General features: G+C 72.1%; 20 protein-coding genes and 2 pseudogenes. 20 read left to right on the top strand and 2 right to left on the bottom strand.

Translation table 11 applies throughout. The features are described from left to right. The first annotated feature begins 36 nt into the window (after window positions 1-36). The 9 genes and pseudogenes from folP (at window position 37) to CSC62_RS05015 (ending at window position 9,136) form a co-directional block, all read left to right on the top strand. On the top strand, window positions 37-933 hold the full coding sequence (folP, locus tag CSC62_RS05055; protein ID WP_162405079.1) for a dihydropteroate synthase: 897 nt from the start codon (window positions 37-39) through the stop codon (window positions 931-933). An 11-nt stretch (window positions 934-944) separates the two neighbouring features. Continuing rightward, window positions 945-1,923 (top strand): annotated as a pseudogene (miaA, locus tag CSC62_RS05050) (tRNA (adenosine(37)-N6)-dimethylallyltransferase MiaA); the annotation flags it as partial. Window positions 1,924-1,993: 70 nt separating this feature from the next. Further along, on the top strand, window positions 1,994-2,278 hold the full coding sequence (gene hfq / locus CSC62_RS05045) for an RNA chaperone Hfq (protein WP_162405077.1): 285 nt from the start codon (window positions 1,994-1,996) through the stop codon (window positions 2,276-2,278). A 20-nt stretch (window positions 2,279-2,298) separates the two neighbouring features. Continuing rightward, the gene (hflX, locus tag CSC62_RS05040; protein WP_162405076.1) at window positions 2,299-3,621 is read left to right on the top strand and encodes a ribosome rescue GTPase HflX; all 1,323 of its coding nucleotides are present in this window, start codon (window positions 2,299-2,301) and stop codon (window positions 3,619-3,621) included. A gap of 32 nt (window positions 3,622-3,653) precedes the next feature. Continuing rightward, window positions 3,654-4,034, top strand: coding sequence for a RidA family protein (locus CSC62_RS05035; RefSeq protein ID WP_162405075.1), 381 nt, complete (start codon window positions 3,654-3,656; stop codon window positions 4,032-4,034). A 39-nt stretch (window positions 4,035-4,073) separates the two neighbouring features. Beyond that, complete coding sequence (gene recG, locus CSC62_RS05030; protein WP_162405074.1) at window positions 4,074-6,209, top strand: ATP-dependent DNA helicase RecG; 2,136 nt, start codon at window positions 4,074-4,076, stop codon at window positions 6,207-6,209. Between the two features lie 85 nt (window positions 6,210-6,294). After that, complete coding sequence (locus tag CSC62_RS05025; protein ID WP_162405073.1) at window positions 6,295-7,236, top strand: nucleoside hydrolase; 942 nt, start codon at window positions 6,295-6,297, stop codon at window positions 7,234-7,236. Between the two features lie 90 nt (window positions 7,237-7,326). Next, window positions 7,327-7,575, top strand: a complete 249-nt coding sequence (locus CSC62_RS05020; protein ID WP_162405072.1) for a type B 50S ribosomal protein L31 — start codon at window positions 7,327-7,329, stop codon at window positions 7,573-7,575. A 271-nt stretch (window positions 7,576-7,846) separates the two neighbouring features. Then, window positions 7,847-9,136 carry a citrate synthase gene (locus CSC62_RS05015; RefSeq protein ID WP_162405071.1) on the top strand — a complete coding sequence of 430 codons (1,290 nt, stop codon included), beginning with the start codon at window positions 7,847-7,849 and terminating at the stop codon, window positions 9,134-9,136. A 66-nt stretch (window positions 9,137-9,202) separates the two neighbouring features. On the opposite strand, the gene CSC62_RS05010 is transcribed toward CSC62_RS05015, so the two are convergent. Both CSC62_RS05010 and CSC62_RS05005 read right to left on the bottom strand, forming a co-directional pair. After that, complete coding sequence (locus CSC62_RS05010) at window positions 9,203-9,850, bottom strand: hypothetical protein (RefSeq protein ID WP_162405070.1); 648 nt, start codon at window positions 9,848-9,850, stop codon at window positions 9,203-9,205. A gap of 139 nt (window positions 9,851-9,989) precedes the next feature. Then, window positions 9,990-12,461: a penicillin-binding protein 1A gene (locus CSC62_RS05005; protein ID WP_162405069.1), complete on the bottom strand. Its 2,472-nt coding sequence runs from the start codon at window positions 12,459-12,461 to the stop codon at window positions 9,990-9,992. A gap of 208 nt (window positions 12,462-12,669) precedes the next feature. Between CSC62_RS05005 and CSC62_RS05000 the strand changes: the two genes are divergently transcribed. The 11 genes and pseudogenes from CSC62_RS05000 (at window position 12,670) to CSC62_RS04950 (ending at window position 24,844) form a co-directional block, all read left to right on the top strand. After that, window positions 12,670-13,728 carry a pilus assembly protein PilM gene (locus tag CSC62_RS05000; RefSeq protein WP_162405068.1) on the top strand — a complete coding sequence of 353 codons (1,059 nt, stop codon included), beginning with the start codon at window positions 12,670-12,672 and terminating at the stop codon, window positions 13,726-13,728. Then, window positions 13,728-14,501: a PilN domain-containing protein gene (locus CSC62_RS04995; protein WP_162405067.1), complete on the top strand. Its 774-nt coding sequence runs from the start codon at window positions 13,728-13,730 to the stop codon at window positions 14,499-14,501. The genes CSC62_RS05000 and CSC62_RS04995 overlap by 1 nt, the downstream gene beginning before the upstream one ends. Further along, window positions 14,498-15,148, top strand: coding sequence for a type IV pilus inner membrane component PilO (locus CSC62_RS04990; protein ID WP_162405066.1), 651 nt, complete (start codon window positions 14,498-14,500; stop codon window positions 15,146-15,148). The genes CSC62_RS04995 and CSC62_RS04990 overlap by 4 nt, the downstream gene beginning before the upstream one ends. A 2-nt stretch (window positions 15,149-15,150) precedes the next feature. Continuing rightward, complete coding sequence (locus tag CSC62_RS04985; RefSeq protein WP_162405065.1) at window positions 15,151-15,702, top strand: pilus assembly protein PilP; 552 nt, start codon at window positions 15,151-15,153, stop codon at window positions 15,700-15,702. A gap of 15 nt (window positions 15,703-15,717) precedes the next feature. After that, complete coding sequence (locus tag CSC62_RS04980; RefSeq protein WP_162405064.1) at window positions 15,718-17,586, top strand: type IV pilus secretin PilQ; 1,869 nt, start codon at window positions 15,718-15,720, stop codon at window positions 17,584-17,586. A gap of 130 nt (window positions 17,587-17,716) precedes the next feature. Beyond that, window positions 17,717-18,724 carry an AAA family ATPase gene (locus tag CSC62_RS04975; protein ID WP_162405063.1) on the top strand — a complete coding sequence of 336 codons (1,008 nt, stop codon included), beginning with the start codon at window positions 17,717-17,719 and terminating at the stop codon, window positions 18,722-18,724. Then, a pseudogene (locus tag CSC62_RS04970) lies at window positions 18,721-19,614 on the top strand (DUF58 domain-containing protein); the annotation flags it as partial. The gene CSC62_RS04975 and the pseudogene CSC62_RS04970, both read left to right, overlap by 4 nt. Before the next feature lie 160 nt (window positions 19,615-19,774). Next, complete coding sequence (locus CSC62_RS04965) at window positions 19,775-20,227, top strand: DUF4381 family protein (RefSeq protein ID WP_162405061.1); 453 nt, start codon at window positions 19,775-19,777, stop codon at window positions 20,225-20,227. Window positions 20,228-20,232: 5 nt separating this feature from the next. Further along, window positions 20,233-21,267, top strand: coding sequence for a vWA domain-containing protein (locus CSC62_RS04960; protein ID WP_162405106.1), 1,035 nt, complete (start codon window positions 20,233-20,235; stop codon window positions 21,265-21,267). After that, entirely contained in the window at window positions 21,264-23,090 is a 1,827-nt protein-coding gene (locus CSC62_RS04955; protein ID WP_162405060.1) for a tetratricopeptide repeat protein, read from the top strand. The genes CSC62_RS04960 and CSC62_RS04955 overlap by 4 nt, the downstream gene beginning before the upstream one ends. Then, window positions 23,087-24,844, top strand: a complete 1,758-nt coding sequence (locus tag CSC62_RS04950; protein ID WP_246194194.1) for a BatD family protein — start codon at window positions 23,087-23,089, stop codon at window positions 24,842-24,844. Before CSC62_RS04955 ends, CSC62_RS04950 begins: the two co-directional genes overlap by 4 nt. Window positions 24,845-24,851: the final 7 nt, after the last annotated feature.

Here is a 24,851-nt window from a genome sequence, read left to right as displayed (position 1 = left end):
CAGACTTGCCGGCACTTTCCACCGGGATTGCCGCCGATGTTCGACCTTTCGCCCCGCCTGGACTGCGCCGGCCGGATCCTGGTACTGGACCGCACCCGGGTGATGGGCATCGTCAACGTCACCCCCGATTCGTTCTCCGACGGCGGTGCCCACGCCACAACCGACGCGGCCGTGGACCATGCCCTGCGGCTGGTGGAGGAGGGTGCGGACATCCTCGACATCGGCGGCGAGTCCACCCGCCCCGGTGCCGAAGAGGTGCCGCTGGAAGAGGAGCTGCGCCGGGTTTTGCCGGTGATCGAGCGCCTGGCGCGCGAGACCTCCGTCCCGCTCAGCATCGACACCTGCAAGCCCGAGGTGATGCGCGCGGCGGTGGCCGCCGGCGCCGGCATGGTCAACGACATCCGCGCCCTCGAGGCCGAGGGCGCGCTGGACGCGGCCGCCGCGCTGGGCGTGCCGGTGGTGCTGATGCACATGCGCGGCCAGCCGCGCTCGATGCAGGACGATCCGCGCTACGACGACGTGGTCGCCGAGGTCCACCGCTACCTGGCCGAGCGGATCTTCGCCGCCGAACTGGCCGGGATCGCGAAGAAGAAACTGGTGGTCGACCCCGGCTTCGGCTTCGGCAAGACCACTGCGCACAATCTCGCCCTGCTGGCCGGGCTGGAACGCTTCACCGAACTGGGCGTGCCGGTGCTGGCCGGGCTGTCGCGCAAGCGCAGCATCGGCGAGTGGACCGGGCGCCAGATGCCGGCCGAGCGCGCGGCCGGTTCAGTCGCCGCGCACCTGGTCGCGGCCCAGCGCGGGGCCCGAATCGTACGGGTGCACGACGTGGCCGCCACCGTGGACGCGCTCAAGGTGTGGGAAGCGGTCGCCGCGGTGCCGGCGCCGCGGCTCGATGCGGCGCCGTCCATCCGCTGGCCCGACGAGGACTGAAGGCCGCGCGCATGGGCGAGGACACGCGGCCCCTGGCGATCGCGGTGATGGGCCCGACCGCTTCGGGCAAGACCGCGTTCGCGATCGAACTGGCGCGAAGGCACGGCGGCGAGATCGTCAGCGTCGACTCGGCCCTGGTCTACCGCGGCCTGGACATCGGCGCGGCCAAGCCCGACCTGGCCGAACGGGCCGGCGTGCCGCACCACCTGCTGGACCTGCGCGAGCCGTGGCAGCCGTATTCGGCCGCCGAGTTCGCCGCCGACGCGCGCGCAGCGATCGACGGCATCCTCGCCCGCGGCTGCCTGCCGGTGCTGGCCGGCGGCACCGGGCTGTATTTCCGCGCCCTGCTGCACGGGCTGGCGCCGATGCCGGAGGCCGACGAGGCCATGCGCACGCAGTTGGCGGCCGAGGCCGGCGAGCGTGGCTGGGCGGCCCTGCACGCCGAACTGGCCCGGGTCGATCCGGAAGCGGCCGCGCGCATCCGTCCCGGCGATGCGCAAAGGATCCAGCGCGCGCTGGAGGTCTACCGCCTGAGCGGCCGTCCGATCAGCGCCTGGCAACGCGACCCGCCGCCGCCGCGGCTGCCGGTGCGGGTGCTCAAGCTGGTGCTGGCCCCGGACGGGCGCGCGGTGCTGCACGAACGCATCGCCCGCCGTTTCGACGCGATGCTCGCCGCCGGTTTCCTCGACGAGGTGCGCCGGCTGCGCGCCTTGCCGCCGCTGCGGGCGCATCCGGCGCCGCTGGACCTGCCGGCCCTGCGCGCGGTCGGCTACCGCCAGGCCTGGGAACACCTGGACGGGGCAACGCCGGCGGCCGAGTTCCGCGATCGTGGGGTGTTCGCCACCCGCCAACTGGCCAAGCGCCAGCTGACTTGGCTGCGCGGCGAACTGGACGCACGCTGGTTCGACCCGGAACGTGACCGCGATCAACTCCGGCAGGCGGTTTCCGCCTTCCTCGCCGTACCCCGGCGTCTGCAAGGGCGCGGGCTTGTGTAACATGCCGGTTCGGGCCGGGGAGGCCCGCGCATGGCCCATAAGTAGAAGAACAAGGGGAAAGCCAGATGTCCAAGGGGCAATCGCTGCAGGATCCTTTCCTGAACGCACTGCGGCGCGAACGCGTGCCGGTGTCCGTTTACCTGGTCAACGGGATCAAGCTGCAGGGTACGATCGAATCCTTCGACCAGTTCGTGGTGCTGCTGCGCAGCACCGTCAGCCAGATGGTCTACAAGCACGCCATCTCCACCGTGGTGCCGTCGCGCAACGTCCGGGTCGGACCGGGCGGCGGCTACGTGCAGCAACCCGGCGGCGAATCCGTCGAGGCCGACGGTGGCGACGAGGCGGAGTGACGCGATACCCGGAGTAGAGATTGTTCGAACGTTCCCGCAAGGGTGAACACGCACTGCTGATCCAGCCCCACGCGGGCGGCGCGGTGGCCGAGGACGTGCTGGAGGAATTCGCCGACCTGGCCCGCTCGGCCGGCGCCAGCGTGGCCGCGACCCTCACCGCGCGCATCGACAAGCCCAATCCCGCGACCCTGATTGGCAGCGGCAAGCTGGAGGAGGTCCAGGCCGCGGCCGAGGCCACCGGCGCCGACCTGATCCTGATCAACCATCCGCTCAGCCCGGTGCAGGAGCGCAACCTGGAGCGGGCGCTGCAGAGGCGCGTGGTCGACCGCACCGGCCTGATCCTGGACATCTTCGCCCAGCGCGCGCGCAGCCACGAGGGCAAGCTGCAGGTCGAACTGGCCCAGCTCAAGCACATGGCCACCCGCCTGGTGCGCGGCTGGACCCACCTGGAGCGCCAGCGCGGCGGTTCCATCGGCCTGCGCGGCCCCGGCGAGACCCAGCTGGAGACCGACCGCCGGCTGCTGCAGAAGCGCCTGGAGCAGTTGCAAAGGCGTCTGGAGAAGGTCGAGGTCCAGCACACCCAGATGCGCCGCGCGCGGGTGCGCAGCGAGCTGCCGCGGGTGGCCCTGGTCGGCTACACCAACGCCGGCAAGTCGACTCTGTTCAATGCCCTGACCGGTGCCGACGCTTACGCCGCCGACCAGCTGTTCGCCACCCTGGACCCGACCGTGCGCCGGGTGAATTTCCCCGGCGGCAGCGTGGTCCTGGCCGACACCGTCGGCTTCGTCCGCGACCTGCCGCACGAACTGGTGGCCGCGTTCCGCTCGACCCTCAGCGAGGCGCGCGAGGCCGACCTGTTGCTGCACGTGGTCGACGCCGCCGATCCGCAGCGCGAGGACCGGATCGCCCAGGTCGACGCGGTCCTGGCCGAGGTCGGCGCCGGCGAGCTGCCGCAGTTGCTGGTGTTCAACAAGATCGACCGGATCGAGGGCGCCGAGCCGCGCCACGACCACAGCGGCGGCGAGGCCGACGACCCCGGCCACCGCGAGCGGGTGTGGCTGTCGGCGCGCGACGGCCGCGGCCTGGAACTGCTGCAGGCGGCGCTGGCCCGGCGCCTGGATTTCCAGCGCACCCTGGGCGAGCTGCGCCTGCCGCCGCAGGCCGGGCGCCTGCGCGCGCGCCTGCACGAGCTGGGCGCGGTGAGCGCAGAACAGGCCGACGAGGAAGGCTGGCTTCTGCGGATCGACCTGCCGCGCGGCGAGGCCGAGCGCCTGGCCGCCGGCGCCGGCGGCGAGCCCCTGCGCGCCTTGCTGCCGGAACGCGAGCCGGAAGACTGGGAATAGAATCTCCCTTTCGTTCGCCACAGGAACCCGCCATGTCCCAGATCGTCCAGACCGACCGCGCCCCGGCAGCCATCGGCCCGTATTCGCAGGCCGTGCGCAGCGGCAGCACCGTGTACTTCTCCGGGCAGATTCCGCTGGTGCCGGCCACCGGCGAGGTGGTCGAAGGCGACATCGCCGCCCAGGCGCGGCAGGTGTTCGACAACCTCAAGGCGGTGGCCGAGGCGGCCGGCGGCTCGCTCGACAAGGTCGTGCGCCTGGGCCTGTACCTGACCGACCTGTCGCAGTTCGCCGCGGTCAACGCGGTGATGCAGGAATACTTCAGCGCGCCGTTCCCCGCCCGCTCGACCATCGGCGTGTCCGCCCTGCCCAAGGGTGTGGCGTTCGAGGCCGATGCGGTGATGGTCCTGGAGTGAGGGCGCGGGCCTGAGCCCTACGTTCCGGCGCGCGCTGGCGTGAAGCCGATCCGGCGGCCGGCACCGAAGCTGGCCGGCGGCGCCACGCCGCTGTCGGCCCTGCGCGGAGTCGGCGCGGCGGTGGCCGAAAAGCTCGCCGCCCGCGGCCTGGCCACGGTCCAGGACCTGTGGCTGCACCTGCCCCTGCGCTACGAGGACCGCACCCGGCTGACCGCGATCGCCGACCTGCGGATCGGCGAGCCGGCCCAGGTCGAGGCCACGGTCGAGGCGGTCGAGCGCGGCTTCCGCTACCGGCCCTTGTTGCGGGTGGCGGTCGCCGATGGCTCGCACGCGACCTTGGTGCTGCGCTTCTTCCATTTCCGCGCCGCCCAGGTCGCGCAGTTCCGCCCGGGCGTGCGCCTGCGCTGCTTCGGCACCCCGCGGCCCGGCCAGTACGGGCTGGAGATCGTGCATCCCAGCTACCGGGTGCTGGCCGCGGACGAGGCGCCGGAACTGGGCGAGTCGCTGGACCCGGTCTATCCGGCGGTCGAGGGCGTCGGGCCGGCGGTGCTGCGCCGGCTGATCGGCCAAGCCCTGGACCTGTTGCCGGAGCCGGCCGCGCTGGAGCTGTTGCCGCCGTCGCTGCCGGGACTGGCCGGACTGCCCGGCCTGCGCGACTCCCTGCTGGCCCTGCACCGGCCGCCGTCTGACGTGGACCTGGCCGCGCTGGCGGCCGGCACCCATCCGGCGCAGAGGCGACTGGCGCTGGAGGAGCTGCTCGCCCACCACCTGAGCCTGCGCCGGCAGCGGCTGGCGCAGCAGAGGCTGCGCGCGCGCGCGCTGGACGGTCCCGGCGCGCTGGCGCGAAGGCTGACGGCGTCGCTGCCGTTCGCGCTGACCGGGGCGCAGCAGCGGGTGTTCGAGCAGGTCCGCAGCGATCTGGCTAAACCCTCGCCGATGCAAAGGCTGGTGCAGGGCGACGTCGGTTCCGGCAAGACCGTGGTCGCCGCGCTGGCCGCGACCCTGGCGGTCGAGGGTGGCGGCCAGGTCGCGCTGGCCGCGCCGACCGAACTGCTGGCCGAGCAGCACCTGGCCAACCTGCGCGCCTGGCTGGAGCCGCTCGGCATCCGCGTGGCCTGGCTGGCCGGCAAGGTCACCGGCAAGGCGCGCGCGGCGGCGCTGGCCGACGTGGCCTCCGGCGCCGCGCAGGTGGTGGTCGGTACCCACGCGCTGATGCAGGAAGGCGTGGCCTTCCACGACCTGGTCCTGGTGGTGGTCGACGAGCAGCACCGCTTCGGCGTGCAGCAGAGGCTGGCCCTGCGCGACAAGGGACCTGCCCACGGCCACGTCCCGCACCAGCTGGTGATGACCGCCACCCCGATCCCGCGCACCCTGGCGATGACCGCCTACGCCGACCTGGACGTGTCGGCGATCGACGAACTGCCGCCCGGACGCACCCCGGTGACCACGGCCGCGCTCAGCGCCGAGCGCCGGCCGGAACTGGTCGAGCGGATCCGCGCCGCCTGCGCGGAAGGGCGTCAGGCCTACTGGGTCTGCACCCTGATCGAGGAGGCCGAGGACGACGGCAAGCCGGGGCAGGGCGCGAAGCTGCAGGCGCAGGCGGCCGAGCGCACCTTCGAGCAGCTCTCGCAGCAGCTGCCGGGCGTGCGCGTGGGCCTGGTCCACGGCCGGATGAAGGCGGCGCAGAAGCAGACGACGATGCGCGCGTTCAAGGACGGCGACATCGACCTGCTGGTCGCGACCACGGTGATCGAGGTCGGCGTGGACGTGCCCAACGCCTCGCTGATGATCGTCGAGAACGCCGAGCGCCTGGGCCTGGCCCAGCTGCACCAGCTGCGCGGCCGGGTGGGGCGCGGCGCGGCGGCGTCCAGCTGCGTGCTGCTGTACCAGCCGCCGCTGTCGGCTTTGGCGCGGCAGAGGCTGGACGTGCTGCGCCAGACCGGGGACGGTTTCGTCATCGCCGAGAAGGACCTGGCCCTGCGCGGTCCCGGCGAGCTGCTGGGCACCCGCCAGACCGGCCTGGCGGCATTCCGGATCGCCGACCTGGCGCGCGACGCGGGCCTGCTGCCGCAGGTGCACGCGCTGGCCGACAGGCTGCTGGAGCATTCGCCGGACATCGCCGACCGGGTGGTGGCGCGCTGGATCGGCGGAGCAGCGCGCTACGCGGCGGCTTGAGGGGACAGGATCCAGCGCTCCGCCTCCCGTTTGCCGCGCATGCCCGGAATGGCGACACTGGCCCACCGATCCGGACGAGCGACGCATGAGCGAGAAGATCCCTTTGCTGATCGATACCGATCCCGGTGTCGACGACGCACTGGCCCTGCTGATGGCCTTCCATTCCGATGCCCACGAGGTGGTCGGCCTGACCATCGCCGCCGGCAACGTCGGGCTCGGGCATACCGTGCGCAACGCGCTCAAGCTGCGCGAGGTCGCCGGCCGCCCGAATATCCCGGTGTTCCCCGGGTGCGAGGGCCCGCTGGTCCACGCCCCACGCGAGGACGCGGCCCACGTCCATGGCCGCGACGGCTTCGGCGACGTCGGCTATCCCGATCCGGCCGGCCAGGCCGAGGCCGAGCACGCCGCCCTGGCGATCCTGCGCCTGTCGCACGAACACGCCGGCCGCCTGCTGCTGGTCGCACTCGGCCCGCTCACCAACCTGGCCCTGGCCCTGCGCCTGGACCCGACCCTGCCGCAGCGCGTGGCCCGGCTGGTGGTGATGGGCGGCGCGGTGACCGCGCACGGCAACATCACCCCGGTGGCCGAGTTCAACGTCGGCTTCGACCCGGAGGCCGCGCACGTGGTCCTGTCCGGCTTTCCGAAGTTCGACCTGGCCGACTGGGAGGCGACCCTGGCCCACGGCTTCCACCATCGCAAGGTCGAACAGTGGCTGGCGGCCGATTCCCCGCGCGCGCGCTTCTACGAGGCCATCTCCCGCCAGACCCGGCTGTGGTCGGAGGACCGCCGCGGCGAGTTCTGGCATTCGGCCGACTCCCTGGCCATGGCCTGGGCGCTGGACCCGGACGGCGCGGTGGAACTGGTCGAGCGGCCGCTGGCGGTGGAGACCGAGGGTCGGCTGACCCGCGGCCTGACCGCGGTGGACTGGAACCGGCAGACCGGGGCCGCGGACAACGCCCGGATCCTGCTGCGCTACGGCCAGCCGCGGTTCGAGGCCCGGGTACAGGCCGCGCTGGCGGCCGGCTGAGTCGGGGAGGCCCCCCGGTCTTGCGCCGGGGGTGGTCCGCCCGCTAGAATGCCGGGCTCTGTTCCGTCAACTGATCAGTAGGTCTACGCCATGAAGGCCGGCATCCATCCCGATTACCGCGAAGTCGTCTTCTACGACGTCACCTCCGATTTCAAGTTCCTGACCCGCTCGACCCTGGCCGGCGGCGCCAAGGAAACCGTGAAGTGGGAAGACGGCAACGAATACCCGCTGGTGAAGATCGAAATCTCCTCGGCCTCGCACCCGTTCTACACGGGCAAGCACAAGGTCATGGACACCAGCGGCCGCATCGACAAGTTCCAGCGTCGTTACGCGCGCTGATCGCCGCGTCGCGCCGTCCACGGATGGCGCCGGCACTGTGATGCAGCGGGTTGGGCGAACGGCCGCGCTTGCGCGGCCGTTTTGCCGTGTCCGCTTTCCGGAACGGCCGGATGCAACGCTGCGTCGCGGGCCATGCGACTTCCGTACGAGGTACCCCGGCATACGCGGTATGCGATAATCCCGGGGCTTCGCGGCTCGCGCCGCGGACCCCTCCCGCGAGCCGCAGCGCACCCGCGCGAAGGCGCCGCCTACCCCACAGAGGAGCGCAACCGTGTCCAATCTCGACCAGGTCACGTTGAATGCCGGCGACAAGTCGGTGTCCCTGCCGGTGCTCAAGCCGACCCTGGGCAACGACTGCATCGACATCTCGAAGCTGACCAAGGAAACCGGCCTTTTTACCTACGATTCCGGTTTCACCGCCACGGCCAGCTGCAAGTCGGCCATCACCTACATCGACGGCGACAACGGCGTGCTGCTGTACCGCGGCTACCCGATCGAGCAGCTGGCCCAGCACTCGAACTTCCTCGAAGTCTCGTACCTGCTGATGAACGGCGAGTTGCCGACCGCGGCCGAGTTCAAGAAGTTCGAGCACGAGGTCACGCATCACACGATGATGCATGAGTCGCTGAAGAACTTCCTGCAGGGCTTCAACTACGACGCGCACCCGATGGCCATGCTGGCCGGCAGCGTCGCCTCGCTGTCCGCGTTCTACCACGACACCCTGGATCTCAACGATCCGGAGCAGCGCCGCCTGGCCGCGATCCGGCTGCTGGCCAAGATCCCGACCCTGGCCGCGGCCGCCTACCGCTATTCGATCGGCTGGCCGATCCGCTACCCGCGCAACAACCTGGGCTACGTCGACCGCTTCCTGCACATGATGTTCGAGGTGCCGAGCGAGCCGCTGGAACTGAACCCGGTGGTGGCCAAGGCCCTGGACCTGCTGTTCATCCTGCACGCCGACCACGAGCAGAACGCCTCGACCTCGACCGTGCGCCTGGTCGGTTCGACCGGCGCCAATCCGTACGCTTCGGTCGCCGCCGGCATCACCGCGCTGTGGGGCCCGGCGCACGGCGGCGCCAACGAGGCCGTGCTGAAGATGCTGGAGGAGATCGGCGACGCCAAGAACGTCGAGTCCGCCGTGGCCAAGGCCAAGGACAAGGAGTCGGGCTTTCGCCTGATGGGCTTCGGCCACCGCGTCTACAAGAACTTCGACCCGCGCGCCAAGATCATCCGTGAGATGACCCACAAGGTGCTGGGCGAGCTGGGCGTGGACGATCCCTTGCTGGAAGTGGCCATGCGCCTGGAAGAGGCCGCGCTGAAGGACGACTACTTCATCCAGCGCAAGCTCTACCCGAACGTCGACTTCTACAGCGGCATAATCTACAAGGCGCTGAAGATCCCGACCGAGATGTTCACGGTGATGTTCGCCATCGGCCGCACCGCCGGCTGGGTGTCGCACTGGCTGGAGCAGCAGGTCGACCCGGAGGCCAAGATCGGCCGTCCGCGCCAGATCTACACCGGCTACGACGTGCGCGACTACAAGGCCCAGGGCCAGCGCTGAGCCGCTTCCCGCCGATCGCACGACGACGAACGCCCCGCCATGCGGGGCGTTCGTCTTTTCCGGCGCCTACAGGGACAGCTCGTAACCGGCGATCTCGTCCTCGGCCAGCAGCTGCCGCAGCTGGGCCAGCGAGGCGCGGCGCATGGGCTTCTCGTCCAGCGCAGACAGCGGGGCCTGGCGCAATGCCTGCGAGGGCAGCACGGTCAGGTCGAACGCCAGGTCCTCGGCGCTGAAGACCCAGACCGGAGCGTCGAAGCTGCGTTCGCGGTCCAGGCGCAGGCGGCGGCCACGGGGCTCGGCCGGGATGCCGTGTTCCTCCAGGAACCGGGCGACCGCGTCGGGATCGTCCGCATGCAGGTGCAGCAGCACGGGCGAGCCGGCGTCGGCGGTGCCGTCCAGCACCGGCCCGACCAGCCGCGGTTCGAAGCCGGCGAAGAACTCCAAGGCCCGGGCCGCCGCCTCGCGCCGCTGGCGCACTGCGCCGGCCTGTGCCTGACCAAGGAAGATGCGCTGGTATTCGCGCAGGGCCTCCTCGATCTCGCGGTTGCGCGGCAGCGAGGCATCGTCGTGGATGCCGAGCCGGTCGGCGGCCTTGAGCTTGGCTTGGTGATAGTCGTGGATGCCGCCCTCGGCCATCAGCCGCGCGGCCTCGTGGGCGAGGCGCCGGCGGCGCTCGCGGGTGCGGGTCTCGGCATGCTGGCGGGCGCGGTGCATGTCGACACTCCCGGACGAAACCTGGCCCGAATGTAGCGCATCGGCGTGACAGGTCAATCAACGGCCGCCAGGCACCGATGACGAACTTTACGAACCTGCGTGCCGCCGCGGAGCCGTTGCGGCTGCCGCGGCCGTCCGCTCAGAAGATGTCGAACGCGGCCTCGTCGTCCTGCTCGGGACCGAAGAAGTCCAGGCTGTTCTGCATCCGCTCCAGGTCCTCGACCTTGACGTACTCGGCCAGGCCGCCGCCTTCGGTGGACATCCGCCCGGAGCCGTCGACGTAGACCTTGACCATGCCCGGCGGCGGATCGTTGGCCGCGATCGGCTGGCCCTCGAGGGCCACGCGCATGTAGTCGATCCAGATCGGCAGGGCGGCCTTGCCGCCGTACTCGCGGTAGCCCAGCGAACGGAAATCGTCGCGGCCGACCCAGACCGTGGTCGCCAGCGGGCCGCCGAAGCCGGAGAACCAGGCGTCGCGGTGGTCGTTGGTCGAGCCGGTCTTGCCGCCCACGTCCTCGCGCCCGAGCACCTTGGCCGCGGTGCCGGTGCCGCGCTGGACCACGTCGCGCATCATCGAAACCAGCTGGTAGGCGGTGCGCTCGTCGATCGCGCGCGGGGCGACCTTGGCGTCGGCGGCCGGCGGGGCGGGAACGGCCGCGGTCGCCGGGCCGTCCTGGGCGGCCTCGCCGGCCGGTGCCTGCGCCTGGCCGGGGGCGGGCAGGGCGCCGAAGTTGAAGCCGTCCACCACCTGCGGCGCGCCGGCCACGGCGCGGCCGCCGACCGTGGCGCAGGTGCGGCAGGCCATTGCCGGGTTCTCCTTGGACAGGACCTGGCCGTCGCGGTCGCGGACCTCGTCGATGAACCAGGGATCCACCCGCGAGCCGCCGTTGGCGAACACCGCGTAGCCGCGCGCGACCGACAGCGGGGTCAGCGAGGCGGTGCCCAGCGACATCGACAGGTTCGGCGGCAGTTCGGCCTGGTCGAAGCCGAACTGGGTGATGTAGTTGCGGGCGAACTCCACGCCGATGGCGTCGAGCATGCGCACCGAGACCAGGTTGCGCGACTGCACCAGCGCCTCGCGCAGGCGCATCGGCCCGCGGAAGCCGCCGCCGTCGTTCTGCGGCGACCAGGTGTTGCCGCGGCGGTCGCGGAACACCACCGGTGCGTCGAGCACGATCGAGGCCGGGTTGAAACCCTTCTCGAACGCGGCCGCGTACACGAACGGCTTGAAGCTGGAACCGGGCTGGCGCCGGGCCTGGGTGGCGCGGTTGAACTTGTTGCCGGCGAAGCTGTAGCCGCCGACCAGGGCGCGCAGGGCGCCGGTATTGGCGTCCAGCGAAACCAGGGCGGACTGGCCGCGCGGGATCTGGTCGAGCAGGAATTCGTCCTCCTTCTCGCCGTGGCGCACGCGGACCACGTCGCCGCGCTTGAGCAGGGCGGCCGGATTCTTGTTGGCCCAGCGCGCGGCGCCGGGGGCCAGCGCCACCCGGCGGCCGTCGGCCAGCACCACCTCGGCGCTGCCGTCGGCCGCGGTGGCGGCGACGATCGCCGGCAGCAGGTCGGCCTGGACGGTGATGCCGGCCAGGGCCTTGGCCAGGGTGGCGTCGTCGGCGTCGGCGGCCACTTCCGCGGTTCGCTCCACCCCGTGCCAGCCGTGGCGGTGGTCGTACAGGCGCAGGCCATCGCGCACGGCCTGGTCGGCCGCCGCCTGCAGCACCGGGTCGATGGTGGTGGTGACCCGGTAGCCGCGGGTCACCGCCTCGGGGCCGTAGCGGGCGATCATTTCCTGGCGGACCATCTCGGCCACGTATGGCGCCGGCGCCTCCAGCGGCGGCTCGTGGGGGCTGGCGTGCATCGGAACGGCCTTGGCCGCCGCGGCCTCGGCGGCGCTGACGTAACCCAGCTCGGCCATGCGGTCGAGGATGTAGTCGCGGCGGATCCGCGCGCGCTCGGGATTGCTGATCGGATTGCCGGAGGAGGGGAACTTGGGGATGCCGGCCAGCGAGGCCATCTCGTCCAGGGCCAGTTCGTCCAGCTTCTTGCCGTAGTAGAACTCGGCGGCGGCGGCCACGCCGTAGGCGCGGTTGCCGAAGAAGCTCTTGTTGAGGTACAGCGCCAGGATCTCGTCCTTGCCCAGCTCCTGTTCCATGCGGATGGCCAGCAGCATCTCGGCCAGCTTGCGCTTGATCTTGACCTCGGGGCTCAGATAGAACTGCCTCGCCACCTGCTGGGTGATGGTGGAGCCGCCCGGCACCTTGAGGCTGCCGGTCGTCACCATCAGCCACACGGCCCGCCCGGTGCCCTTGTAGTCCACCCCGCCGTGCTCGTAGAAGCGGGCGTCCTCGATCGCCAGGAAGGCCTGGCGCAGGCGCTGGGGGACCTGGTCGATGGTCACCGGGTAGCGCCGGCTCTCGCCGAACACGGCCATCAGCTTGCCGTCGGCGGCATGGACGTAGAGCGGCTCCTGCATCTCGGTGTCGCGCAGGGTCGAGATGTCCGGCAACTCGGACGAGATCACGTAATAGAGGGCGCCCAGGGCGACGGCGGCAAGCAGGGCCAGGCCCGCGAACGCGATCAGCGTCCAGCGCAGCAGGCGGCGGAAACGGGGCATCGACCGGGATTCCGTTGCAGATTTTGCGGCCGCAGAGTATAGATGAGCCAAGGACCAGGCCGGGGGGCGGTCCGGGGGATACGGTTGGCGACCTTGCGTGACAGGCATCCCAGCCTGGGCGCGGGGGTGTTGCCAAGCGGGAAAAGACCGTTATTTAATGTACAGGCACAGGTAGTACGCCCAAGTGCCTGTCATTAGGGGAGAAACCGTGGGGCTCATCCCGAAAAGCCAGTCGCCGCTCATTGGCGTCGACATCAGCTCGACTGCGGTCAAGCTGCTGCAGCTTTCGCGCAGCGGCAACCGTTACCGCGTCGAACACTATGCCGTCGAGCCGCTGCCGCCCAACGCGGTGGTGGAGAAGAACATCGTCGAGGTCGAAGCGGTCGGCGAGGCCATCCGCCGCGCGGTGACGCGCTCGGGGACCAAGGCCAAGAGCGCCGCGGCCGCGGTCGCCGGTTCGGCGGTGATCACCAAGATCATCCCGATGCCGGCGGACCTGGACGAGAACGACATGGAAGCCCAGGTCGAGCTCGAGGCGGTCAACTACATCCCGTACCCGATCGAGGAAGTGAACCTCGACTTCGAGGTGCTGGGCGGCATGCCCAACAACCCGGAGATGGTCCAGGTGCTGCTGGCGGCGTCGCGTTCGGAGAACGTGGAGCTGCGCCAGTCGGCGCTGGAGCTGGGCGGGCTGACGGCCAAGGTGATGGACGTGGAGGCCTTCGCGGTCGAGAACGCCTTCGCCCTGATCGCCGACGAGCTGCCGGTGGGCCGCGACGGCGTGGTCGCCCTGGTCGACATCGGCGCGACCATGACCACCCTCAACGTCCTGCGCGGCGGCCGCAGCCTGTACAGCCGCGAGCAGGTGTTCGGCGGCAAGCAGCTGACCGACGAGGTCATGCGCCGCTACGGCCTGACCTACGAGGAAGCCGGCCAGGCCAAGCGCCAGGGCGGCCTGCCGGAGACCTACGAGGTCGAGGTGCTGGAGCCGTTCAAGGAGGCCACGGTCCAGCAGATCAGCCGCCTTCTGCAGTTCTTCTATGCCGGCAGCGAGTTCAACCGGGTCGACCAGATCGTGCTGGCCGGCGGCTGCGCCGCCATCGCCGGCCTGTCGGAGATGGTCGAGGAGCAGCTGGGCGTGCCGACCCAGGTGGCCAATCCGCTGGCGCAGATGACCCTGGGGCCGAAGGTGCAGGCGCATGCCCTGGCCCAGGACGCGCCGGCGCTGATGATCGCCACCGGCCTGGCCCTGAGGAGCTTCGACTGATGGCACGGATCAATCTTCTGCCGTGGCGCGCCGAGCGCCGCAAGCAGCGCCAGCGCGAGTTCCAGGGCATGCTGGGCCTGGCCGCGGTGGCCGGCCTCCTGCTGTCGTTCCTGGTCTGGTTCTACTACGACCGCCAGATCAGCGGCCAGCAGGCGCGCAACGGTTTCCTCGAACAGCAGATCGCCCAGGTCAAGAAGCAGAACGAGGAGATCAAGGAGCTCGACGCCAAGAAGGACCGCCTGCTGGCGCGCAAGAAGGTGATCGAGGAGCTGCAGGCCAACCGCTCGCAGATGGTCCACCTGTTCGATTCGCTGGTGCGCACCATCCCCGACGGCGTCACCCTGACCGCGCTCAAGCAGGAAGGCGACATCCTGACCCTGCAGGGCAGCGCCCAGTCCAACGCCCGGGTCAGCGCCTACATGCGCAACCTGGAGAGCTCGGGCTGGATGACCAAGCCCGACCTGTCGATCATCGAGGCGAAGAAAGACGACAAGGCGAGCCTGAGCGGCACCCGGACCCTGCCGTACAACTTCACCCTGAAGGTGAAGCTGGCCAACCCGACCACCAACGAGGACGGCACCCCGGTGATCGATCCCGCCGCGCAGGCCGCGGCGGTGGAGGGCGAGGCCAACGCGCCGGCCACTGGCGATGCCGCAGCCCCGGCGGCCGCACCCGCCGATGTCGCCGCACCGGCCCAGGCGCCCGCCGCGCAGCCGGCCGCACCGGCCCCGGCCGATGAGCCCGCCAAGACCCAGGGGAGCCCGGCGTCATGAGCCAGAAGAAGAAGTTCAAGCTGAGCGACCTGGATTTCAACAACATCGGCAGCTGGCCGCAGAACGCCAAGATCGTTTTCTGCGTGCTGATCGCCCTGCTGATCCTGCTGCTGTCCTGGCTGCTGGTGTTCCGCGGCAAGGGCGAGGAGCTGACGGCGCTCGAAAGCAAGGAAAGCGACCTGCGCCGGACCTTCGAGACCGAGCAGGGCAAGGCCGCCAACCTCGAGCCCCTGCGCCTGCAGCTGGCGCAGATGGAGCAGGTGCTGCAGCAGATGCTGCGCCAGCTGCCGAGCAAGACCGAGATGCCGGACCTGATCATCGACATCTCCCAGACCGCGCTGTCGAGCGGCCTGTCCAACGAGCTGTTCAAGCCGGGCTCGGAGACGCCGAAGGAGTTCTACGCCGAGAAGCCGATCGCTTTGCGGATGGTGGGCAACTACCACCAGTTCGGCGCCTTCGTCAGCGGCGTGGCCTCGCTGCCGCGTGTGGTCATCCTGACCATGCACGACATCCAGCTGCAGCCCAAGGGCAACCAGGGCATCACCCGCAACGGCGTGCTGGAACTGTCCGGCACGGTCAAGACCTATCGTTACCTGGACGACACCGAGATCTCCGAGCAGGCGGACCAGGGGGGCGGCAAGAAATGAGCATGGACCGTCGTAACGTTGCCGTCACCGGAGCCGCGCGGCTGGTTGCCGCTTCGTTGCTCGTGCTGGCGCTCGGCGCCTGCGGCCGCGGCATCACCAGCACCCCGGGCGACGCCCCGAACCTGGAGAAGTGGGTGGCCGACGTGCGCGCGCGCCCGGCGCCGCCGCTGCCGCCGCTGCCGGTCATGCAGCAGTTCGAGACCTTCGAGTACGCCGCCCAGGACATCCGCGACCCGTTCAGCGACGCCTGGAGCAATCCGGACGGCGGCGCCGGCCTGCGCCCGGACCCGAACCGGCGCAAGGAGCCGCTCGAGCAGTACCCGCTGGACAGCCTGGACATGGTCGGCACGATCGGCCAGGGGGGAGGGCTGATCGCGCTGGTGATGGCGCCCGACCGGGTCACCCACCGGATTCGCCCGGGCGCGTACCTGGGGCAAAGCGACGGTCGCGTGACCTCGGTGCACGAGGACAGGATCGAACTGGTTGAACTGGTGCCTGATGGTGCGGGCGGCTGGCTGGAACGTCCGGCCTCCATCGCGCTCGAAGATCAATGATTAGGGGATAGCACGATGACCTTTTCCAATGCCCAGAGCCTGCGCATGCTGAGGCGCCCGGCGATCGTCCGGGCCTGCGGCCTGGGGCTCGCGTTCGCCCTGACCGCCACCACCGCACTGGCCGCCGCGCCGGCGACGTCGCCGGCTGCCGCGCAGGCGGCACAGGCCAGCGTGTCCCAGATCGACTTCAAGCGCGGCGACGGCGGCGCCGGCCGGCTGATCCTGCGCTTCGACGGCGAGGGCGTGGCCCCGGACCTGCGCAACCAGGACGGCAGCATCGTGGTCGACGTGGCCAACGCCCGCCTGCCGGCCGAACTGCAGCGCCCGCTCAACGTCACCGACTTCGCCACCCCGGTGCAGAGGATCGACGCCAAGCCCTATGCGGGCGGTACCCAGCTGGTGCTGAGCACCCGCGGCGAGTTCGAGTCGCTGGCCTACCAGTCCGGCAACGAGTACGTGGTGGAGATCGCCCCGCGCACCGGCAAGCCGGCGGTGGGCGCGCCCAACGCCGACAACGTCGCCAGCGCCCAGGCGCGCCTGGCCAACCGACCGTATTCGGGACGCCCGGTGACCTTCAACTTCCAGGACGTGCCGGTGCGCACCGTCCTGCAGCTGATCGCCGAGGAATCCAACCTCAATATCGTGGCTTCCGACACGGTGCAGGGCAACGTGACCCTGCGGCTGATGAACGTGCCCTGGGACCAGGCGCTGGACATCGTCCTGCGCGCCAAGGGCCTGGACAAGCGCCGCGACGGCAACGTGGTCTGGGTCGCGCCGCAGCCTGAGCTGGCCGCGTTCGAGAAGGCCAAGGAAGACGCCCGCATCGACCTGGAGAACCGGGTCGACCTGACCACCGACTACATCCAGATCAACTACCACTCCGCCGCGGCCATCTTCAAGGCGCTGACCGAAGCCAAGGGCATCGGCGGCAGCGGCGGCCAGGGCGGTGGCGGCGGCACCAACGAGAACGGCTTCCTCTCCCCGCGCGGCCGCCTGGTCGCCGACGAGCGCACCAACACCCTGATGATCAGCGACATCCCGAAGAAGGTCGCGCAGATGCGCGAGCTGATCGGGGTGATCGACCGCCCGGTCGACCAGGTGCTGATCGAGAGCCGGATCGTGATCGCCACCGATTCGTTCGCGCGTGACCTGGGTGCTCGCTTTGGTGTCCAGGGGCGCAGGATCGGCAACAACACCCGGGTGATCAGCGGTGGGCTGGAGAACAACACCACGATCATCGAGGACAGCGAGTACGAGATTCCCGGCGGCCTGAACTTCAACCTGCCGGCGACCACCTCCACCGGCCTGAGCCCGGGCGCGATCGCCTACACCCTGCTCGGCGCCAACTTCGCCATCGACCTGGAGCTGTCGGCCCTGCAGCAGGAAGGCCGCGGCGAGGTGCTGTCCAACCCGCGCGTGGTCACCTCCAACCAGCGCGAGGCGGTCATCCGCCAGGGCCGCGAGGTCGGCTACGTGACCCTGACCGGCGGCGGCACCTCCGGCGTCGCGACCCCGAACGTGCAGTTCAAGGACGTGGTGCTGGAGCTGAAGGTCACCCCGACCATCACCAGCGACGACCGCGTGTTCATGGTGGTCAACGTGCTCAAGGACGAGATCCTGCGCTACATCGACACCAGCATCGGCCAGGTCCCGGAAATCGCCACCCGCGAGATCAATACCGCGGTACTGGTCGACGACGGCCAGACCGTGGTGATCGGCGGCGTGTACGAGTTCACCGACGCCAACAGCGTGGCCAAGGTGCCGTTCCTGGGCGACGTTCCGTTCCTCGGCGCGCTGTTCAAGAAGAAGAGCCGCAGCAAGGACAAGGCCGAACTGCTGATCTTCCTGACCCCGAAGGTCATGCGGGTCGAGAAGCGCAGCTGAGCCATCGCCACGCGGATGGACGGACGACGGGGCCTTCGGGCCCCGTTTTCGTTGCGGCCGGTCGGACCGTTTGGGCCGCGGTTCACCCGCGGGGAACCCGCCGCCTGCCGGATCGGTCAGAATCGGCGCCATGGATACCCTTCCCGCCGAGTCCAGTCCCGCCGCCGGCTCCGGCCTGCACGCGGCCTTCCTGCGCCTGCGCGAGCAGCTGTCGGCGGCCATCGTCGGCCAGTCCGCGCTGGTCGAGCGCCTGCTGGTGGCCCTGCTGGCCGATGGCCATCTGCTGGTGGAAGGGGCGCCGGGGCTGGCCAAGACCACCGCGATCCGGACCCTGGCCGCGCACCTGGACGCCGACTTCGCCCGGGTCCAGTTCACCCCCGACCTGCTGCCGGCCGACCTGACCGGGACCGAGGTCTGGCGCCCGCAGGAAGGCCGCTTCGAGTTCCAGCCCGGGCCGGTGTTCCATCCCCTGCTGCTGGCCGACGAGATCAACCGCGCCCCGGCCAAGGTGCAGTCCGCCCTGCTGGAGGCGATGGGTGAGCGCCAGGTCACGGTAGGCCGGCACACCTATGCCTTGCCGCCGCTGTTCCTGGTGATGGCCACCCAGAACCCGATCGAGCAGGAGGGCACCTTCCCCTTGCCGGAAGCGCAGCTGGACCGGTTCCTGATGCATGTGCGCATCGGCTATCCCGACGCGGACATGGAGACCGAAATCCTGCGCCTGGCCCGCGAGCGAGCGCGCCAGACCCTGCAGGAGCCGACGCCTCCGGCCGAGCGCATGCCGCAGGCCCAGGTGTTCGCCGCGCGCGAGCAGGTACTGGCGCTGCACGTGGCCCCGGCGCTGGAGCGCTACCTGGTGGAACTGGTGCTGGCCTCGCGCGACGCCGGCCGCTACGACCCCGCCCTGGGCCGGCGGATCGCCTGGGGCGCCAGCCCGCGCGGCTCGATCGCGCTGGAGCGCTGCGCCCGTGCCCGCGCCTGGCTGGCCGGCCGCGACTACGCCACCCCCGAGGACGTGCGCGCGGTGGCGCCGGACGTACTCCGGCACCGGGTGCTGCCCAGCTACGAGGCCCTGGCCGAGGGCTGGGACGGCGAGCGCCTGGTCGCCGCCCTGCTGGAGCGGGTGCCGCCGCCGTGAACCCTGCCGCCGGCGACGCCGCGAACGGGACCGAGGCGCAGGCCGGCATCGTCCCGAGCCTGGCCGAGCTGGTCGCCCTGCGCGGCCAGGTCCGGCGGGTGCAGGCCCCGCGCCGCGGCCGCCTGGGCGTGCACGGGCCGGCGCCTTCGAACCTGCGCGGCCGCGGCATGGAATACGCCGAATCGCGCGAATACACCATTGGCGACGATGTGCGCAGGATGGACTGGCGCCTGACCGCGCGCAGCGGCCGCCCGCACACCAAGCTGTTCCAGGCCGAGCGCGAGCGCCTCACCCTGCTGGTCGCCGACACCGCGCCGGCGCTGTACTTCGGCACCCGCGCGCGCTTCAAGTCGGTGCAGGCCGCGCGCGCGGGCGCGGTGGCGGTGTGGACCGCGCTGCAGGCCGGCGACCGCATCGCCGCCCTGCGCGCGGGCGAGCCGGCGATCCCGCCGGCCACCGGCATGCGCGGGGCGATGCGGGTGCTCGATGCGTTGGCGCGCTGGTATGCGCGGCCACCGGCGGACGACGGCCGCCTGGAGGTGGCGCTGGAACACGCGCAGCGGCTCCTGCGTCCGGGCGCGCGGCTGCTGGTGCTGGCCGATGCCGCCAGCGCAGCGGCGGTGCCGGCGCCGCGTTGGAGCGCGCTGGCGCGCCATCACGAGGCGACCCTGGTGCTGCTGCAGGACGCCCTGGAAATCCATCCGCCACGCCGTCCGCTCGCATTCCGTGCCGGCGCAGCGCGGCTGCAGCTGGCATTGCAGCGCGCATCGGTGCGCGGGCGCTGGCATGCGACGTTCGCCGCGCCCGCCGAGGGCCTGGTGGCGAGCCTGCCGGGCCTGGGCTGGCAGGTGCGGACGCTGTCCACCGAAGCCGAGGCCGACGCCTGGCTGCGGCCGCCGGTGCCTGTCGACGTGGCGCCGGGATCCGCCGCCGCGGTGCCTTCGCACGACCCGGATGCGCGCCCAGCCCAACCCGCCGCCAAGCACGAACTCCCGACGGGTGGATACGACGGCGCCGCCCGGGGCAATGGCGCCGGCAGGCCCTGACGGCATGGATCCGGCCCGCCTTCCGCTGCGCGATGTGCACCTGCCGCCGTCGCCATCCTGGTGGCCGCCGGCCCCGGGCTGGTGGTGGTTGACGGCCGCCTTGCTGCTGCTAGTCATGGTGTTGGGCGCCTGGCTGGCCTGGCGCCGGTGGCGGCGCCGGCGCTGGCTGCGCGGGTTCGATGCCGGCTGTGGCGAAGGCGACCGCCCGCAGAGGCTGGCGGCGATGTCCGCCTGGCTGCGCCGTGCCGCGCGACGTGCCCAGCCCGGCGCCGAACACCTGCAAGGCGAGGCCTGGCTGCGCTTCCTCGACGGCCGCGACGGCCTCGATTTCAGCGCTGGCGCTGGGCGCCTGCTGCTCGAGGGCGGCTTCCGTCCTGAAGTGGATGCGCGCGCGTTCGACGCCGCCCATGCCCTGGCGCGCGCGCGCTTCGTTCAGCTGATGGAGCGGCGGCGCTGATGGAGATGCTGGCCGGTGGGCTGTCGGTGGTGCGCCAGGCGCTGGACGGGTTCGCGGGTTTCGCCTGGCCCTGGGCGTGGGCCCTGCTGCCCCTGCCGGTGCTGGCGCACTGGCTGTTGCCGCCGCGGCGCAGCAGCGCGCCGGCCCTGCGCGTGCCGTGGGGCGAACGCCTGCAGGGCGTGGCCGCGGGCGGCGAAACGGGGCTGCGCGGCCACTGGCTGCTGCCGGCGCTGGCCTGGCTGCTGCTGGTGACCGCCATCGCCCGCCCGCAGCAGCTGGGCGAGGCCCACGAGCCGCCGCGCCAGGCCCGGCAGATGCTGCTGGCGGTGGACCTGTCCGGCAGCATGAACGAGGCCGACATGCGCTTGGGCGTGCAGGTGGTCGATCGCCTGACCGCGGCCAAGGCGGTGATCGCCGACTTCCTCGCCCGCCGCGCCGGCGATCGCGTCGGCCTGCTGGTGTTCGGCCAGCGCGCCTACGTGCTCACTCCTTTGACCCTGGACCTGGCCTCGGTCCGCGGCCAGCTGCGCGACAGCGTCGCCGGCTTGGCCGGACAGGAGACCGCGCTGGGCGATGCGATCGGCTTGGCGGTCAAGCGCCTGCGCGAGCAGCCCGAGGGCCAGCGGGTGGTGATTCTGCTGACCGACGGGGTCAACACCGCCGGCGTGCTCGATCCGCGCAAGGCGGCCGAACTGGCCCGGGCCGAGGGCGTGCGCGTGCACACCATCGCCTTCGGCGGCGCCGGGGCGGGCTTTTCCTTCTTCGGCATGCAGGTGCCGATGCCGCAGGGCGGCGAGGAAGTGGACGAGGACACCCTGGCCGAAGTGGCGCGGACCACCGGCGGGCGCTTCTTCCGCGCGCGCGATACCGAGGCGCTGGCCGGCATCTACGCCGAACTGGACCGGCTGGAACCGGTGCAGGTCGCGGCCGCGCCGGTGCGGCCGCGGATCGAACGCTACCCCTGGCCGCTGGCCGCGGCCTGGCTGCTGGTCCTGCTCGCAGGGTTGTGGCGCACGGCGGCCGGCAGGAGCGCGGCATGAATCCTGCGCTCTGGCTGGAAGCCGTGCATTTCCAGCGTCCCCTGTGGTTGTGGGCGTTGCTGCTGGCGCCGCTCCCCTGGCTGCTCGGGCGCCGCCGGCGCGGGCGCGGCTGGCGCGAGGTGGTCGATCCGCACCTGCTGCCGCACCTGCTCGAGCCCGCCGGCGCGGGTGCCGGCCCGCGCCTGGCCGGGGTGGGACTGGCCCTGGCTTTGGCGGCGCTGGCCCTGTCCGGGCCCGGCTGGCGCCAGCAGGCGCAGCCGCAATGGCAGGCGCAGGCGCCGCTGGTGATCGCCCTGGACCTGTCCAGCGCCATCGCCACCCCGGACCTGCCGCCCAGCCGCCTGGCCCAGGCGCGGGCCAAGCTGGCCCTGCTGCTGCGCGAGCGCCGCGGCGGCGAGGTCGGCCTTGTGGCGTGGGCCGAGGACGCCTATACCGTCGCCCCGCTGACCGCCGATGCCGGCAACATCGGCCTGTTCCTGGAGTCGCTGGCGCCGGAGGTGATGCCGGTGGACGGCGCGCGCCCGGAGCGCGCGCTGACCCATGCCGCCGGGCTGCTGCGCCAGGCCGGCTTTGCCCAGGGCCAGATCCTGTTGCTGACCGGCGAGGCCGACGAGGCTTCGCGCCGGATCGCCGCGGCGCTGGCGGCGCAGGGCTACCGCACCTCGGTGCTCGGCCTGGGCAGCGCGGCCGGCGCCGTGTACCGCGATCGCGAGGGCGGCACCCGCCGCGCGCGGCTGGACGAGACCTCCCTGCGCGCGCTGGCCGCGGCCGGCGGCGGCCGCTATGCGCGGCTGACGGTGGATGCGGGCGACCTGCGTGCCTTGGGCGTGCTGGATCCGCCGGCCAGCGATGGCCAGGCGCGCGGCGAGGGCGAGCGCACCTGGCTCGACCAAGGCTATTGGCTTTTGCTGCCGCTGGCCCTGCTGGCGGCGCTGGCGTTCCGCCGCGGCGCCGGGGTGCTGGCGGCCTGGCCGCTGGCCCTGCTGCTGGGCCTGGGCGCGGTGGCCGCGCCGCCGGCGCGGGCGGCCGGGCAGGCGGCGCAACCGCCCACGCCGGTAAGGGCCGCCGCGGCAACCACGCAGGGCGCACGCAGCTGGTGGCAACGCCCCGACCAGCAAGCGCAACGGACCTTGGAGCAGGGCGTGGACGCCTACCGCGGGGGAGATTTCGCCGCCGCCGCCCAGGCCTTCGATGCCGCCGCCGCACGCGGCGCCGAAGCCCAGTACAACCTCGGCAATGCGCTGGCGCGGCAGGGCCGCTACGACGACGCGATTGCCGCCTACGACCGCGCCCTGGCCCAGGCGCCGGGGATGGAGGACGCCATCGCCAACCGTGCCGTGGTCGAGGCCGCACGCAAGCGCCAGCCGCCGTCCGGCGGCGGGCAGGGGCAGTCGCGCGACCCCGGCGAAGGCCAACCGCCGCAGGAGGGCGATGACGGTACCCCACCACCGCAGGCGGGGCAGCCGTCCTCCGACGCGCAGGGCACGCCTTCCTCCGGCCGGCAATCGCCGCCGCAGCCGTCGTCGCAGCAGCAACCACCGTCATCCTCCGCCGCGCCGCCGCCCCAGGCCGACGATGCGCAGGCGCGAAGCCGCCAGGAACAGGCCGACCGCGAACAGCGCGAACGCATGCGGCAGGCATTGCAGCAGAACGACCCCGGCACGGATCCCGCGCAGGTGCAGGAGGATCCGGCCGATGCGCGCACGCGCGAGCAGGTCCAGGCGCACGAGGCCTGGCTGCGGCGGGTGCCGGACGATCCGGGCGGATTGCTGCGGGCCAAGTTCCGGCTCGAACACGAACGGCGCCAGCGGGAGGGACGATGAGCACGGGACGATCGATGACGGGGGCGGCGCGGCGCACGCATGGCTTCCTCCTGCCGTGCCTGGCACGCGCCAGCGACGTGGCGACGTGGACGGCGGTCCTGCTGGCAGCGCTGCTGTCGGCGACCTGGGCGCCGACGGCCCAGGCAGCGACCCGCGCCTGGCTGGACCGCAGCGAAGCCGCCGCGGGCGAGGCCGTCACCCTCAACATCGAGACCGACCAGGCCGGCGTCGCTCCGGACTACACCCCGCTGCAGGCCGATTTCGTCCTCGGCCCGCCGTACCGCAGCGGCGCCGGCGGCAATGGCGGCAGCCTGTTCGGCGTGGCCCTGACCCCGCGCCGCCCCGGCGCCCTGGCGGTGCCGGCCCTGCGGGTCGGCCAGGAGCGCACGCCGCCGCTAGCCTTGCGGGTGGCCGCGGCCGCGCCGCGGCGGACGCCGGCCGGCGAGGTATTCGTCGAGACCCGGGTGGACGATCCTTCGCCCTACGTGCAGCAAAGCGTGGGCGTTAGCGTGCGCCTGCACTACGCCACGCCCCTGCTGTCCGGCGAGCTCACCCAGGACGCGCCGGAAGGCGCCTCGCTGCAGCGCGTGGGCGAGGACGTGCAGAGCAGCCGCGAGATCGACGGCCGCCGCTACCACGTGGTCGAGCGCCGCTACCTGCTGGTGCCCGAGCGCAGCGGTCCCTTGCAGCTGCCGCCGGCGCGTTTCCGCGGCGAGGGCGCGGCCGGCTTCTTCGACGATTTCTTCGGCACCGACCGCAAACTGGAGGCCACAGGCCAAGCGCAGCTGCTGCAGGTGCGCGCCCAGCCCGACGGCGCGCCGCAGCCGTGGCTGCCGCTGCACGGCCTGCGCCTGCGCTATCTGTCCGCACCCACCCAGGCGCGCGCCGGCGAAGCGGTGGAGGTGGCGGTCGAGGCGGTGGCGCCGGGTGCGACCGCGGCCCAGTTCCCGGAGATCCCCGCGCCGCGGGTGGACGGGGCGCAGGTGTTCGCCGAGCGCGCCGAGACCACCGAGCGCTTCGTCGACGGCAGCCCGCAGCTGACCGTGGTCCGGCGCTTCTCGGTGGTGCCCCTGCAGGCCGGCGCGTTGCGGCTGCCCGGCGTACGCATGGACTGGTGGGATACCGCCGGCGCGCGTGCGCGCCAGGAACGGCTGCCGGAACTGCACCTGGATGTGGCGCCGGGCGCGCCGGGCACCGCTGCCGCCGCGGATGCACCGCCGGCACGGGCAAGCGCGGACGCCGCGCCCGACCCCGGCGACGAGGCGATCGTATCGGGCCTGTCCACACCGGCCCTCGCTCCAGGCTTCTGGCCATGGCTGGCCGCCCTGTTCGGCGCGCTGTGGCTGCTGACCCTGGGCTGGGCATTGTGGCTGCGGCGTGCGCGGTACGCGCCAGCCATGGAAGCCGCCGCAGGCGATCACCCATCCGCGCGTCCGCGGGCGCGCCCGGCGCTGGTAGAGCTGCGCCGCACTCTGGATGCCGGAAGCTTCGACGAGGCCGTGGCCCTGCTGCGAAAGATGGCCGAGCCGCCGGCCGCCGACCTGGACGAGGTGCTCGCGCGCCTAGCCGACGCCCGCCAGCGCCAGGCGCTGGAAGCGATGCGCCGTGCGTTGTGGGCGGGGGCCGGCGATCCGTCCGCCGCGCGCGCGCAGCTGCGCGCGGCGTTCAGCGAAGGCCCGCGCTGGACCGTATCGGCGGCGCCGGTGGACGAGCTTCTGCCGCCGTTGTACCCGCAAGGCCTGCGGTCGCCCTGAGCCGGTT

The sequence above is a fragment of the Pseudoxanthomonas jiangsuensis genome, from assembly GCF_010093185.1.
Lineage (GTDB): Bacteria > Pseudomonadota > Gammaproteobacteria > Xanthomonadales > Xanthomonadaceae > Pseudoxanthomonas > Pseudoxanthomonas jiangsuensis.
The sequence above is the reverse complement of the archived record's forward strand: the minus strand, read 5'-3'. Positions and strand labels throughout refer to the sequence as shown.